Below are 15,051 nucleotides of genomic sequence, written 5' to 3' on the forward strand. Positions count from 1 at the left end.
GTGGGCTCAAACCATATGAGTAGCCAACACTGCCACTATACTTACCTAGCAAATTTAGATCTAACACTAAACTGTGCTGCCAATAACTTTGCAACCGGTACTCTATAGGGTGAGCATGAAACATAATCCACCCCTGATTCGATGAGAAACTCTATAGATTTTGGATCTGCTCCATGCTCTCCACATATACCCAGTTTTATTTCTTTTCGGGTTTTTTTGCCTCTTTCAATGGCCATCTTGATTAACTCCCCTACCCCTTCGATGTCCAGCACTTCAAATGGGTCGTTTTCGAATATGTTGCTTTCCTTATAAGAATCGAGGAAATTAACTGAATCATCTCTTGAAAGTCCCATGGTCGTTTGCGTTAAATCATTAGTGCCAAAACTAAAGAATTCTGCATGTTTTGCTAACTTATCAGCAATCAGTGCCGCTCGTGGCAGTTCTATCATTGTTCCAATTGAGTACGCCTTGTCTGATGTCATTCCAGCGCGTGACGCTGGAATCTGCTTCTTGATCCTAGCTGAGATGACAGAGGATTCTTTCTTTGCTAGCTCGCATATCAGAACAAACTCTTTCTCACTCATGATAAAAGGAATCATGATTTCAGGTTCCACTTCTATCTTCTTTTCTTTCTTTAATTCACTTGCAGCACTAAGTATTGCCCTAATCTGCATGCTATATATTTCAGGATGAGAAATAGCAAGTCTACAACCTCGATGGCCAAGCATTGGGTTCTTTTCTGATAACTGTGCTATTTTATTTTTTACTGACTCAACTGACTTACTAAGTGATTTGGCAATTTTTTCTATAGTAGACTGATCATTGGGTAAAAATTCATGCAAAGGTGGATCAAGCAACCGTATAGTGACTTCCCTGCCCTCCATAATAGAAAATATTTCTTTGAAATCAGACTTTTGCATTTCTTCTAGTTTAATGAGCGCATTTGCCCTTTCATTTTCATCGTCAGCTATTATCAATTTTTGAATGAATTCGATTCTATCACTAGCGAAAAACATATGTTCTGTGCGACATAAGCCTATACCTTCTGCACCGAATTCTTTTGCAATTTTTGCGTCTTTTGGAGTATCAGCGTTCGCTCTCACTTTGACCGTTTTGATTTCATCTATCCAGTTGATTACCGTTTTGAATTCTTGCGATAACTCAGGTGAAATTGTAGGGAGAATGCCAAGCATAACCCCCCCTGTTCCTCCGTTGATGGTAATTGGTTCACCTTTATTTACTTTTGTATCCCCTACAGAAAAGAAAATTCCATCTTTATCGATATAAAGTCCACTTACACTGCAAATGCATGGCTTACCCATTCCACGGGTTACAACAGCAGCATGCGAGGTCATCCCTCCCCGTGCTGTTACTATGCCGCTTGCAGCATTCATTCCATTAATATCTTCAGGACTCGTTTCTGACCTTACTAAAATCACTTTTTTACCCTGCTCTGCAGCTTTTTCAGCATCACTTGCACTAAACACTACATATCCAGAAGCAACACCTGGAGAAGCAGGTAGCCCCTTCCCTATTACTTTTTGGTTACTCTTAACGTCAAGAACTGGATGCAATAAATTGTCAAAGGTTTTTGGATCAATTCTCAATATTCCTTCTTCTTTTGTAATCGTTCCTTCGTTTACCATATCAACTATTATGCGAATAGCAGCTTCAGCCGTGCGCTTGCCAGACCTAGTCTGCAAAATCCATAATTTACCGTCCTGTACAGTAAATTCGATATCCTGCATGTCTTTATAATGCCTTTCAAGTTTTTCACATACCGCGCATAATTCCAGGTAGACACTTGGCAGCAAGTTCTCCATGGTGTTTTTTTGCTCTCCGTCAATTGGCATAGGAGTATAAACACCAGAAACCACATCCTCACCCTGAGCATTAACCAAAAACTCACCAAAAAGCTTTTTTTTCCCAGTTGAAGGATTTCGTGTAAATATCACACCAGTTGCAGAATTATCATTTAAATTACCAAAAACCATTGCTTGCACGTTGACCGCTGTTCCAAGGTTTTCAGGAATATTATGTATTTTTCTATAGGAAACAGCCCTATCATTTTTCCAAGAAGCAAATACTGCATTCACTGAGCTGAGCAATTGCTTTTCAACGTTCTGCGGAAAATGTTTTCCTATTTTTTCATGTACTATCCTTTTGAAATTGTTAACAATTTCTTTTAAAACATCAACATCAAGATCAGCTAAGCTTTTTGCTCCACTCTTTTGCTGCTTATTATCAACAACATCTTGAAATAGGTGATGATCAAGCTGTAGTACAACATTGGAGTACATCATGATGAAACGGCAGTAGCTATCGTAAGCAAAACGTTCGCCACTTTTTTTTGCAAGCCCAACAACGGTTTCATCATTTAGACCAACATTTAAAATAGTATCAAGCATGCCCGGCATTGAACTAACACTACCAGAGCGTATTGAAACTAATAAGGGATTATTTAAATCCCCAAATTTACAACCGATGTCATTTTCGAGCATCGTCATGTAGTTTTTAATTCCACTACATATGTCATTCCAGTGCGTGACCACATTTTTTTCTGGATCCGAGTAGTCAGCTACCTGGATAACAGAAGATCTATTGTCTTGATAATAGACTTTGCAAGCAGAGGTGGAAATTGTGAAACCAGGTGGAACAGGAATGCCAACATTGCACATTTCTGCTAAATTTGCCCCCTTTCCTCCCAGCAGATTTTTCATTTCTGCATTGCCTTCGCATTTACCCTGGCTAAAGTAATGTATTAACTTTTCCCCCATCATTTTCTCCGGATTTTCACTGATAAACACATTGTACATATAGTTCCAATAAACCTGTGAAGACTTGAAACCTTAGGATAATAAATTTTACAAAATTTGGCAACAACGTTCCTTCTGGCAACATCAGTAAAGTTAACAAAAAAGATGACAAATGATTGAATTATTATCAATAAGAATATATAATATAAAGATACATTTAAAAATTTTTTTATGGCTCTTTCTAAATTTCTCGACCCCAAGAATGATGTTGCGTTCCGGCGTATTTTTGGTACTGAAAAAAATAAAGACATCCTCATTCACTTTCTCAATGATATTTTGGGGTTCACTGGCAAAGATGAAATAAAAGAAATAGAATTCCTCAGCACTATTCAAGATGCTGAAATTGCCTCTAAAAAACAAAGTATCGTTGATGTTCTTTGCAGGGATGAAAATGGGGTGCAAGTAATAGTCGAAATGCAAGTTGCCAAAACTAAAGGCTTTGAAAAACGTGCTCAGTATTACGCTGCTAAAGCTTATTCAAGGCAAGCTGATAAAGGTGATCAATATCAGGGTCTTAAAGAAATCATTTTTATAGCTATTGCTGATTGTATTCTCTTTCCTAATAAATCTGAGTATAAGTCAGATCATGTAATGTTAGACAAAGATAGCTATGAACATGATTTAAAAGATTTTTATTTTACATTTATTGAGTTACCAAAATTTCCTAAAACTAAAGAAGACCAATTGGAGAGTATAGTTGAAAAATGGATCTATTATTTTAAATATGCAGATGAAACTAGCGAAGAAGAATTGGAAAAGATAATAGGTAGTGATGTAATAATTAAAAAGGCATATGAAGAACTAAATAGATTCAACTGGTCAGAGAAAGAATTTATTGCCTACGAACAGGAAATAAAACGTATTCGTGATGAACGGGCTGTTCTTGAACAAAAACTTGATGATGCTAAAAAGGAAGGAAAAATTGAAGTTGCAAAAACAATGCTAGCTAATAATGTTGATGTCACCACTATTGTTAAGTTTACTGGCCTCTCCATGAGTGAGATCAAAGAATTGCAGAATTAAGTGGACCCGCAAACGGTTACACGAAATAATGCTGCAGCCTGACCAGATGATAAGTACATTTAGCCTATTTATCTTTATACTTTCATGTCAATTTTATAAATCAAATTTATTTCTGTGAGTAGCTACAATTTAAAGACCTTGCTTCATCAATGTAATGGAACAAAACCTTTTTAGTAAGTTCAAAACCCTCTAAAGTCTCTCCTTCGCATCTTGCTGTAATGCAGTTTTGCGTATTTGATACCCTAAGAAGCCACCAACCTTTATTATCGGTTACCTTAACACCATCAAGATCTGAAAATACAATATTTTGCTGCTCCAGTGTTTTCTTTATTGACTCAATTATTTGAAACTTTTTCTCATCTTTCACTACAATCTTCACTTCATGAGTGATATATAACTTCGGTAAATCCTCAATCACCTGAGATAGGCTTTGGTTTTTCTTAAGCAAAATGTCAACTGCTTTAACAGCAGAATATAGCCCATCATCAAAACTTAACTCAGAAAAGAAGAAGTGCCCGCTTAATTCACCAGCAAACTTTGCCTCTTCCTCTACCATCTTCTTCTTAACTAGTGAATGTCCAGTAGCACAGGTGATAACTTGCCCTCCTAACTTGCTAACAAAATCATGCACTTTCATACTCATTTTTACGTTAGCAATAACTTTGCTTTCTGGATATTCCTCCAACACTTCACGTGCAAAAATTATAAATAAATGGTCATTGGAAACAACGTTGCCTTTATTATCAATTAAGCGCACCCTATCGCTATCGCCATCTAGCGCAATGCCAAGATCACATCCATATTCCTTCACAATGTCAATTAATTGAGCAAGATTTTTTTCCTCTATGGGATCTGGATCATGCAGTGGAAATGCCCCATCTATAGAGTTATTGGTTACGATGTGCGTATGACCAGGCAAGATCTTTTCAATATACCTTATAATTCCACTTGCTGGACTATTTCCACAATCCCAGGCTATTTTTAATTTCTGTGTAGTATTATTCTTCACTGCACTTTTCAATATGCTAATGTACTCACTATATATATTTATGTTAATTAAGCTTCCAATTCTTGTGCTGTTTTTAATTGGACTGCTTATAATTTCCTTCATTTCTTGATCTGAGAAGACTTTTTTATTACTAAAAAATTTAAAGCCATTATATTCGCTGGGGTTGTGAGAGGCAGTTATTATGATACCAAGATCCGCCTGTGTGATTTGTGTTGCAGCGTAAAGCATAGGTGAAGAGCATAGTCCAACGCGTATAACATTTGCACCGGATAAAGTTAAGCCCCTAATTAATTCTCTTTCTATACCTGGTGAATCTATTCTGCTGTCGTAGCCGACACAAACACTAACTACGGTTTGGCCAAACTTTCTACCTATCTCGTACCCATCATTAATCTGCAAGTCTTTGCCTATTATACCTCTAATATCGTATTTTCTTATAATGGTATTGTCCATACTGTACTTCTTGAAGTGACTACTGTATAACATTTTGGCCAAATGCTCAAGTTTATTTATCCAACAATTAGTTGATTTTTTGGAGAAATCTGTTAATATTATAGTATATTTTTTAAAATGTAAAATTATGCCACAGGAAAACGAAAATGTATTTATAGCTGAAAGTCAAAGTTTAGATGTAGATGAACAGAAGAAAAACGATATTTTAAGTGTCATTGAATCTTGCAACGATCTTCAGGATTTTATAAAAAAACTAAAGGAAGAAAATCTCATCTGGTACTTCATTGGTCCTTTATGCAAAGATGAGAACATTACAGGACAGATAAATTTAAAGTGGGAAAAGGAGTTCCAAAAATTTGAGCAATCAATAGACGCAACGCATAAAGAACTCAAGTCGTCTCTGCCTGGTCAAAATTTCTTAGTGTATCCAACAAAGGATAATGACTTCAAAATTAGATTTGAAAATGAAGAAAAACCAATAGAAATTAGCAATATTTTAAGAGCTAGCAGTGAAGGTAAGGTTTATAACATATCTTTAGGGAAAGATAGTCAAATAACTGCAACCAAAAAAGGCAGCGAAAGGCACTATGATTTTACTGGTTCAAGCTCATGTGAAATGACCATTAATTGGCAGGCTAAGGATTCTGAAGGTAACAGCATAGACTGTAGCATGACCGTAAAATTGGATTCTCGTGGTATACAGAGTGTTATTGGTGAGCCAAAATTTGGAGGAATAACGAGTTCAGAAGAAGCATTAAAGTTAGTTGGACAAAATAAAGAAGTTTTTATCAACGGAAAAACTCTGTATCAAGCTTTTACTGACATATCCAAGAGTGTAGACGATCAGCAGGTACCAGCAGAGGAAATATTTACAAAAGATCTACATATATCACCACAGTCACCTATACCAAGCAGCAGTGGGTATTCCTCTCCTAGGACACCTTCTTCACGTAGAAGTTCTATATCCACCAGCAGTGAATTTAGTGATGAAGATGAAATATTTGAGGATGATATGTCTGGTGATGAAGAAGAGTATGAGCAAGAAGGATTAAAAGATGAAGTTGAGGAATTAGAGGAAGAAAAAGAAACATTTGCTAAATATTTTGCAGTGCAGGCAAAGCAGCTTGAGGATCTAAGATTAGAACGTGACTCCTTGAGAGATAAAGTCAATGAACAACAGCGAGCGATATTTGAAAGAGGTCAAAGAATAAAGGAACAAGAGGAAGAACTACAGGATAAAAATGATGTAATAAAGAACTTAAATGATCAGTTGAAAGATAAGGAAGGTGAAACAAATGAGGCAAATAAAGAATTACAGAGAAAATTGAAGCAAAGTGAAGCTAATTTAACTGTACTAAAGGAAAAGAATGCAAATTTGGAGAATGACCTGAAGAAAATAGTGGAAGGTTTAAACGATGATCATAAAAAGCAGTTGGCAGAACAGTTAATGGAAACAAAAAAGGAAAACAATACATTGGCTGAAACGGCGAACCAATTGTCTAAAGAATTAAATGGATTACAGAGAGAGAAGGAAGACTTAGAGAGGAAAATTCGACAACTTGAACCTGGAAGATCACTTGCAGATGAGCTAAGCGAAGAAAATACGAAGGGGGAAATAGAAAAGCTTCAACGTCAGCTTAAGGAAAAGGAAGATATGTTACAAGAAGAGTTGAAATCTGCCAAAGAGAGCCTAGAGCAACTGCAGAACATATTACAGCAGGAAAAAGGTCAGACAACTCAAACTGAAGTTGAATATGAAAGTAGAGGAACAAGCATGCAGCAGCAAGACCAAGGTATACAAGCTGTAAACAACAACTCAAGCAGAACAGCTAGTGGGTTAAGACAAGAAAACAAAAAATTGACTAGAGACAAACTAACTATATCTGAACAATTAAAACAAAAAATAAGAGAGATTGACGAGTTAAAGAAAAATTTAAAGCAATTACAAGAAGAAAATAAACAACTCAAACAAGAAGTTACTAAAAATGCAGGAGTTGATGCATCATCTTCAACAGGTCAAAAAGAAGCTAAAGAAGCAGAAGTTATACCGCAAAACATTATGGATTGGCCTGTTCCAATTCCAGATGATAAACCCGAAGAGCAGAAAACTCCATTAGAGCCAATCAAGGTAAATACAGAATTATCAGATCCAAAATCAATCCCTGATGAGGGTCCGGAAAAATCTCCTCCTCTTTCAAAATGATGAGTTTTGCTTCTATAGCTGACCCAAGCAACACGTCATCCCGCGATTTATTCGCGTTATCTCAGCCGCTAACACGTAGCGGGATACTTAACCGTCATACCGTGATTTATTCACAGTATCTCTTAGCCACTAACAAGCAGCGGGATGACAGCAATCCTACGTCATGCCGCCGCGGTACCTCTAGATCCCGCTAACTAGTAGCGGAATGACGAATTTTTGTTTTTCAAATTATAGCTAAACATACTGTAATTGCTATTGAATGATGGAGTCCATTATTTTAGCACGAAGTAACAAATTCAATGAATTGGTTCTTCAAAAATAATTTAAACTTTTACAGTAGGTCATGAAATATTATAGCGATCTCATTAAAAGAAACTTTTATAAGTATCGTTGATGAGAAAGGAAAAGTTGTTAAGGAAGAAGTTGTTGCAAGCGAAAGTAAGGCAATAGCAGATTAGCCAAGGCAAAAAATACGAACCCATAGGAATAGAAAGTGGATAGTTGTCAATATCAATGTGCAAAGAGTTAAGGAGTTTTGGATTACCAGTAATTTGTGTAGATGCAAGGCATATGGCAGCAGCGTTGTCTGCAAGAATCAATAAGAATGATAAAAACGATGCGAGGGGGTATAGCGCAGATGATGAGAAGTGTTAGTAAAATCAGTTGTCAAATTAAAATAGCGCTTGGAAGCAGAAGACAGCTAATGTGTAGCAAACAGCAGGTTATTGGAACAATAAGAGGGTTGTTGAAGATACATGGTCGATAAAGGATCAAAATTTGAAACTTTCGCTTTAAGAATACAAGAGGCAATAAATAATTTGGATGAAATCAGTAGGAGTTCAATTGAAGCGTTAGTTTGTAGTTTGGAAGCAATAGAACAGTCATTAAGAAAGCTTGACAAAATGCTTTCAGAACAAGGTGAAAAAGACGATGATTGTAAATTGTTAACTACTGTTCCAGGAGTGGGGATTATAGTAGCAATGACGTATAAAGCTGCAATTGATAACCCACATAGGTTTGAGAAATCTGATACAGTTGGAGAATATATAGGGTTGACACCAAGGTAATATTCTTCTGGAGAAGTTGATCGGCATGGCAGCATATCAAAGATGGGACCAGCGGAATGTAGAAGTATAGCTCTTTTTACAATAATCCGAACAGACCGTAATATGCTACTGGCCTGCTATAGCCATAAACACATATCTTATCGCATTCGGACTATTATAAGAAAGGCTATATAATGCGGCTTGACAAATTTATTGTCATCTCAGACCGCGGAAAGAACCATATGCTACTTTTAACTTATGTAAAATTACCAAGGATTATGGAGAAGATATGCTGTTTTGATTTGTGTGAAAATTATTGTTGACTTATGTGCAATTAGAGAACCTAAGTCACTTTAGCTATAATTCAGAATTGAGAGCTTTTAATAACTCTCTAACTCCCACTTAGGTCTTGGTGCAAAATTAAGTGGATCTATATAATTTTTCTGTAACCTTTCAATTCCTGCCCATCCAACCATTATTGCATTATCTGTACATAGGTTGTTGGGAGGAAAAAATATGTTTAAGTTTATGTGTTGCTTTAATTTTTCTCTCAAGAAATTATTTGCTGCAACTCCGCCGGTAATCACAAAGTCATTGATTTTGATATTTAAAGATTCGGCTATAATAATCGCATTACTAACCCTGTCCAGCAGTATGTCACTAATACACTCTTGAAACGAAGCACATACATCACACACATCTTGCTCGCTCATTTTCAGTTCTTGCACTAAGTTTTTTACTGCTGTTTTAATTCCAGAAAACGAAAAGTTACATCCAGAACGTTTTATCATTGCCCTTGGCAGTTTGAATCTTGTGCCATTGCCTTTTTTAGCCAACTTTTCAATTAATGGGCCTCCTGGGTAGCTTAAACCCAGCATCTTAGCAACTTTATCAAATGCTTCTCCTAGTGAATCATCGAGCGTTTCTCCAAGTTTAATGTATTTACCTACATCCTGTGCAATTAAAAATTGACAGTGACCACCTGATATTAGTAGGACTAAAAATGGAAATTTTACCTCATGCCGTAACCTAATAACCAATGCATGCGCTTCTAAGTGATTCACTGCAATGAACGGTTTTTGTGCTACATGCGCAATTGCTTTAGCCATCATTGTACCAACTATTAATCCACCTATGAGTCCTGGTCCTGATGTTGCTGCAATTGCATTGAGGTCACAAAAGTTAAGGTTAGATTTTTCCACGGCGCTTTTTATTAGACCACTTAAATGCTTCATATGAGCACGTGAAGCTATTTCAGGGATCACCCCACCACGTTTTTTGTGTTCTGCTTGGGAGAGAATTTCGTGAGCAAGGACTTGCTTGTCACTATTTACAATCGCTACTGCAGTTTCGTCGCAGCTTGTTTCAACAGCTAAAATGGTTTTCATGTATATTCGAGCACTTTATTATCAAAACTATATCTTGAAACGCTGTAGAAGTTATAGCTCTTTTTACAATAATCCGAACAGACCGTAATATGCTACTGGCCTGCTATAGCCATAAACACATATCTTATCGCATTCGGACTATTATAAGAAAGGCTATAACTTCTACAGCTAAAAGATTTACCGACAACCGTCATCCCGCTGCTTGTTAGCGGGATCTATACCGCGAATGAATCTACAATCGTATGAACATTGCGCTATTGAGATGGAGCACTTTCTCGTTATTCCAGGTCTCCTCTCTCGTCATCCCAGTGCCCTGACTACTTGGATCCAGAAAAAAGAATGGTGTCATGAAAGTAGCTGACACTGATTCCTTTATGATGGTGTCATCCCAGTGTCACGCACTGGGATGACAGAAAGAGGAGACTGAGATGACAAATGTGAGTGCTGATGTAACAAATGTAAATGCTCGAATGACATCAATAGTTATATACATTTTATCACTAAACTAGACGTTCGTACAGTCGTGGAATGAATCGCGGGATGACCTAGGAAAACCTGCACTATAAGCTAATCATCATCTCCAAATATAGAGCTAATTTTTTTGCCCCCAGGAGAAAATTTATTAGTCCAACTGCTTTGCACTTTGGTTACGTCTTTAGTGGCAGTTTTATTGCTGTATTCCTTGATTTCCTTATCTATTCTCTCCATCATTTGTGAATCAAGGTAGCTCTTTTTCCATTGGCCAGTAGCAAGGAACACTTTGTTTAAGTCTTGAGTGCGGATTAAGTATTCTTTATCTTTAGGGTAAACCTCCTGCGCCCAAGCAAATAGCTCAAAATAGCGTGCAAATAATTCAGATGCACGTGATTTTGCAGTTTGATAAGCCTGTATCTCCTTAAATATAACTTGGCCGATAATTTTCTGCACAAGAATACTTGCTTGCTTTAGGTTCTGCTCAATATCCTGGTAAACTTTATGGAGAAATTCCTGTTCCAAACTTAAGTTCAGTTCATTTTCAACCATGTGTGAAAGTTCATGCACTATAATGTATGGGTTTGACTTCCTCAGTACAATAACATATCTATTTACACTGGAAGACCTGATTGTCTTACACACTCCCTCTTCCATATCCACTAATCCCTCTTGGTATATTTCAAATGAGAGCCTGTTTTGCTTTATTAGTGATAAAGTGAGGTTTAATGTGTTTCTAAACTTCTCAAATTGATAGAGATATTCGACATACCGTATTGCATTTTCACTGCTTCCTACTTGAGTTGCTTGTTTTATTAAATTCCTGATTAGCATACCTTATTATTAAAGGAATTCTTTTTATACTCAAGAATTGATTGGCTACAAAGTGTTTTTAGGAAGCCTGATTGCATAGTTAAAGTAATTCATGTTTACTGATGACCGTCATACCGCGATTCATTCCATAGCTGTACGAACATTGTGATTTGAGAGCAATTTCCATAAGGGAGGATGTCATTCCAGTGCTTGGCACTGGAATCCAGCCTTTCCATAATCATCAAAACATTGTATTTTAACGTAAAACAGCTATTTTTATGCTCACCAACTTAATAAAATTCCTGGATCCAAGTAGTCAGGGCACTGGGATGACATTACAGGGGCACTGAAATGACACCATTTTCAGTCTCTTAAATTGCTTTAGCCATAAATATTTAAGAAATTTACTAAATAAAAAAAAGGCAAAAGAAGCCCCGTGGTGGTTGGCTATTTACTATGTACTAAAATATCGGCGTTTTTTTTATTCTAAAACGCTTGATTAAGAGCGATTTAGCTGCTTTTAACTTGCAACTAACCTACACCGCAAGTGTTTAAGAAATTTACTAAGCAGGAAAAAAGGCAAAGAAACCCCGTAGTAGCTAGCATTCAAATTCTCCCTTGTCAATTTGACGTTTTTTGCTGTCTCAAACGCTTTGTAAGCGCATTTCGGCTTATATAGGTAAAAACCTAAAAATTTTTAAAGACATGCGATGCACGTAGTGCGAAAAATTAAACATGAGACGCCAAATACCCTAAGTTTTTTGTCATTAACCTGCACAGATTGCGAAGATAAATAAATAGCTTCACTGTTATGATAAGGGGGCTGGCGAAACTTGTAAAGGAATTTTTTACATCTAATTTATAGCTCCCTGCATGATATCACGTATTATCTATACCAAGGAGTTCTGCTTGTAGATATTATACCAACAATCCACTATTTTTTTTATGTCTTGTGGTTTAGTTTCTGGACCTATACTGATTCTAATTGAACACTCTGCTTGCTCTTTTGTTGCCCCCATTGCAAGCAAAACATGGGAAGGCTCAACTTTTCCAGAAGAACATGCGGAGCCATTACTAACTGCAATATGATTCAAGTCAAAATGCATAAGCTGCACATCACTCTTTACTCCTGGCATATAAATAAAACTTGTGTTTGGCAGCCTCTTAGAGTTTTTACCGAAGATTCTTATGTCACTGGCAAGATTTAATAATTCACACTCTAATTGATCGCGTAGCTCCTTTACTTCATCCATTTTTGATAGAAGATCTGGAATATTTTGCAGTGCAGCAGAAAGGCCTGCAATTGCAACAATATTTTCCGTACCACCACGAAATCCCTTCTCTTGTCCACCACCTATTATAATAGGTTCTATCGCAAGTTCTTTATTGAATATTAAAATTCCACTGCCTGCTACACCGCCAAATTTATGGGCGGATAAAGTGAGTAAATCCACTCCTAGATCTTCCATATTAACTTTAATTTTCCCAACACTTTGAGCAGTGTCAGTGTGGCAAATTGCTCCAAACTTGTGTACTATTTTAGCTATTTCCTCAATAGGTTGAATAACTCCGGTTTCGTTATTTGCCATCATAACTGAAACTATTGCTTTGTTTCCTTTAAGTTCGCTTAGAATTTTTTCTAGCTCTAAAAAGTCAACAATGCCCTCCTGATTAACAGGTATTATATATGGATTACATGCAGAATTAAGAATTGAAGGATGCTCTATAGCTGAAATTATATGCAGGTAGCCTGCTATTCCTCTCATAACAAGGTTATTCGCTTCAGTTGCACCAGACGTAAAAACTATTTCTTTATCACTTGAGACGCCAATAGCACCACGTACGTTATCTCTTGCATCCTGAAGAATCTTCCTCGCTTCTTGTCCTCTTTTATGTAGTGATGATGGATTGAGCGTTTGTTTTAACAAGACCTCAAATATACTTTTTTTTACATTTTCACTAATTGGAGCAGTTGCATTGTAATCAGCATATACGCAACCACTATTTTCTAAAGAGAATGGACTCATCTGTCACTTAAATAAGTTTACCATCAACTATAGCCATAACTATGTACGTTAGCTTTAACACGATAAAAAATTTATTGCAAAAACAGCGAAATTAATACACAATTAATAACTCACGTCATTAATACCTGTCAAGCGGGTTCTTATTAGGGGTTACCATGGTTGAAGTTTTTTTGAATAATGCAACAAGAAAGATAGAAGGTGAATACCACCAAAGCAAAGATGCCAACGCGCCGGTTGTGCTGGTTTTACATCATCATCCTCAATATGGTGGTAATATGGATAGTAAAATTGTACATAGTACATATACGTCTTTTATCGATAACAATTTTTCTGCATTGAAGATTAACTTTCGTGGTGTGGGAAAATCTACCGGAACTTTTGATAAGGGTATAGGAGAATTAACTGACGCTGCGGTAGCCATTGATTGGCTTCAGGAACATAATCCTAGCAATGTTCCAATTTGGATCGCTGGTTTTTCTTTTGGAGCATGGGTGGCTATGCAGCTAACAATGCGCCGCCCTGAGATAGTGGGTTTTATTGCTCTTTCTCTTCCGGTAACTAAGTACGATTTTTCTTTTCTTTCTCCCTGTCCAGTTTCTGGGCTTATAATACAAAGCAGTAATGATACAATCTCAGAAGAAAGCGATGTAACAGAATTAGCAAAAAGGTTGATAAATTCAGTAAGAAGTGATCACATGAAATACCATATAATAGATGATACTAATCACTTTCTAAAGGATAAAGAAGAGGAAGTGGCTCAAATCGTGGACAATTATATAAAACTGCGCTTGAATAGTGCAACTATTTCTTTTCAAAAGGTCAAAAAAGAGGTAAGGGTAAAAGAATATGCCTAATCTTTACAAACAAGAGAAATGAGTGTAGTAATATAAATGAAAAGGTTTTGTTATGTTTAAAAAGCTATTATTTTTTATTTTAGCTGTGTTTATGTTATCGGGGTGTTCCCTAAGTAAACAGCGTAAGTTAAAAAGTCCGTGTATAAAAAGCAATGAAAGCATTTCATGCGAGTTGTACTCTGTTAATGATCATTGGTTAGATAAGTATAAGGCATAGAAATTGTGCTATTTTTCCTATTCACAACTTCACTAATGATCGATCTCTCAATTGGAAAATGCAGTCTGCCTTTTCTGCAAGGAGATGATTGTGTGTTACTATAAGCATAGAGCTGTTATTTTCCTTTACGTATGAATGTAGAAGTAAAAACACGTTAAAAGAATTTGTTGGATCTAAGTTTCCTGTTGGCTCATCTGCAAGTAAAAGCTTTGGAGAATTTACAATGCTTCTTGCAATTGCAACTCTCTGCCTTTCCCCACCCGAAACTTCAGATACCATGCTACTTGCTTTGTTTTCCAGACCAAATTTTTCCAACATTGCTTGCGAATTTTTTTTTGCTTCAGCTTTGCTTTTTCCTGCAATGAGTTGAGGAAGCATAATATTTTCCAACACCGATAACTCTTGTAACAAATAGTGAAATTGATAAACAAAACTAAGAAAATTTCTTCTTACATGAGTTTTATGCTTATTACTGGCTTGTGTGCAATTTATTCCATCTATCGTAACTATACCTGAAGTTGGCTTGTCCAACAAGCCTGCGATTTGCAATATAGTTGTTTTCCCTGCACCTGAATCGCCAATCAGCGCTACTACTTGCCCTCTTGTGACACTTAAGTTGATATCCTTTACAACAGCAGAACTGTTCTTGAAGCTTTTATCTACGGAAGTTAGTTCTAGTGCTACATTACCACCCATGTTTAAAAGATCCAGAAGGCATCTAAGTTTTAGTA

The 15,051-nt window shown here is 36.5% G+C and carries 14 protein-coding genes; 7 read left to right on the forward strand and 7 right to left on the reverse strand.

The window, feature by feature from the left end:
- Nucleotides 1-41: 41 nt before the first annotated feature.
- A complete protein-coding gene (gene ppdK, locus OPR46_RS04990) occupies nucleotides 42-2,777 on the reverse strand; it encodes a pyruvate, phosphate dikinase (protein ID WP_265044091.1) in 2,736 nt (911 codons plus the stop codon).
- A 210-nt stretch (nucleotides 2,778-2,987) separates the two neighbouring features.
- Between ppdK and OPR46_RS04995 the strand changes: the two genes are divergently transcribed.
- Nucleotides 2,988-3,839: an Rpn family recombination-promoting nuclease/putative transposase gene (locus OPR46_RS04995; RefSeq protein ID WP_015589151.1), complete on the forward strand. Its 852-nt coding sequence runs from the start codon at nucleotides 2,988-2,990 to the stop codon at nucleotides 3,837-3,839.
- Nucleotides 3,840-3,945: 106 nt separating this feature from the next.
- Here OPR46_RS04995 and OPR46_RS05000 read toward each other — a convergent pair whose 3' ends face one another.
- A complete protein-coding gene (locus OPR46_RS05000) occupies nucleotides 3,946-5,334 on the reverse strand; it encodes a phosphomannomutase/phosphoglucomutase (RefSeq protein ID WP_265043085.1) in 1,389 nt (462 codons plus the stop codon).
- 94 nt (nucleotides 5,335-5,428) lie between these two features.
- Between OPR46_RS05000 and OPR46_RS05005 the strand changes: the two genes are divergently transcribed.
- From OPR46_RS05005 to OPR46_RS05020, 4 genes are all read left to right on the forward strand, one after another.
- The gene (locus OPR46_RS05005) at nucleotides 5,429-7,504 is read left to right on the forward strand and encodes a hypothetical protein (RefSeq protein WP_265043087.1); all 2,076 of its coding nucleotides are present in this window, start codon (nucleotides 5,429-5,431) and stop codon (nucleotides 7,502-7,504) included.
- Between the two features lie 501 nt (nucleotides 7,505-8,005).
- Nucleotides 8,006-8,158: a hypothetical protein gene (locus OPR46_RS05010; RefSeq protein ID WP_265043089.1), complete on the forward strand. Its 153-nt coding sequence runs from the start codon at nucleotides 8,006-8,008 to the stop codon at nucleotides 8,156-8,158.
- A 101-nt stretch (nucleotides 8,159-8,259) separates the two neighbouring features.
- On the forward strand, nucleotides 8,260-8,571 hold the full coding sequence (locus OPR46_RS05015) for a transposase (protein WP_265043091.1): 312 nt from the start codon (nucleotides 8,260-8,262) through the stop codon (nucleotides 8,569-8,571).
- A 42-nt stretch (nucleotides 8,572-8,613) separates the two neighbouring features.
- Nucleotides 8,614-8,745: a hypothetical protein gene (locus OPR46_RS05020; RefSeq protein WP_265043093.1), complete on the forward strand. Its 132-nt coding sequence runs from the start codon at nucleotides 8,614-8,616 to the stop codon at nucleotides 8,743-8,745.
- Between the two features lie 185 nt (nucleotides 8,746-8,930).
- Here OPR46_RS05020 and tsaD read toward each other — a convergent pair whose 3' ends face one another.
- The 4 genes from tsaD to OPR46_RS05040 form a co-directional block, all read right to left on the reverse strand.
- Nucleotides 8,931-9,938, reverse strand: a complete 1,008-nt coding sequence (tsaD, locus tag OPR46_RS05025; protein WP_265043095.1) for a tRNA (adenosine(37)-N6)-threonylcarbamoyltransferase complex transferase subunit TsaD — start codon at nucleotides 9,936-9,938, stop codon at nucleotides 8,931-8,933.
- 232 nt (nucleotides 9,939-10,170) lie between these two features.
- Nucleotides 10,171-10,302, reverse strand: a complete 132-nt coding sequence (locus OPR46_RS05030; RefSeq protein ID WP_265043097.1) for a hypothetical protein — start codon at nucleotides 10,300-10,302, stop codon at nucleotides 10,171-10,173.
- A gap of 203 nt (nucleotides 10,303-10,505) precedes the next feature.
- Nucleotides 10,506-11,243: a WD_0702 family putative metalloprotease gene (locus tag OPR46_RS05035; protein ID WP_265043099.1), complete on the reverse strand. Its 738-nt coding sequence runs from the start codon at nucleotides 11,241-11,243 to the stop codon at nucleotides 10,506-10,508.
- Between the two features lie 869 nt (nucleotides 11,244-12,112).
- Entirely contained in the window at nucleotides 12,113-13,249 is a 1,137-nt protein-coding gene (locus OPR46_RS05040) for a cysteine desulfurase family protein (RefSeq protein ID WP_265043101.1), read from the reverse strand.
- Nucleotides 13,250-13,404: 155 nt separating this feature from the next.
- Between OPR46_RS05040 and OPR46_RS05045 the strand changes: the two genes are divergently transcribed.
- Together OPR46_RS05045 and OPR46_RS05050 are read left to right on the forward strand one after the other, a co-directional pair.
- Nucleotides 13,405-14,103: an alpha/beta hydrolase gene (locus OPR46_RS05045; RefSeq protein ID WP_265043102.1), complete on the forward strand. Its 699-nt coding sequence runs from the start codon at nucleotides 13,405-13,407 to the stop codon at nucleotides 14,101-14,103.
- A 52-nt stretch (nucleotides 14,104-14,155) separates the two neighbouring features.
- Entirely contained in the window at nucleotides 14,156-14,320 is a 165-nt protein-coding gene (locus OPR46_RS05050; RefSeq protein ID WP_265043103.1) for a lipoprotein, read from the forward strand.
- Between the two features lie 21 nt (nucleotides 14,321-14,341).
- Here OPR46_RS05050 and OPR46_RS05055 read toward each other — a convergent pair whose 3' ends face one another.
- A complete protein-coding gene (locus tag OPR46_RS05055; protein ID WP_265043104.1) occupies nucleotides 14,342-15,016 on the reverse strand; it encodes an ABC transporter ATP-binding protein in 675 nt (224 codons plus the stop codon).
- Nucleotides 15,017-15,051 lie beyond the last annotated feature (35 nt).

Origin of the sequence: Wolbachia endosymbiont (group A) of Scambus nigricans (genome assembly GCF_947251485.1) — a bacterium.
Classification (GTDB): Bacteria; Pseudomonadota; Alphaproteobacteria; order Rickettsiales; family Anaplasmataceae; genus Wolbachia; species Wolbachia pipientis.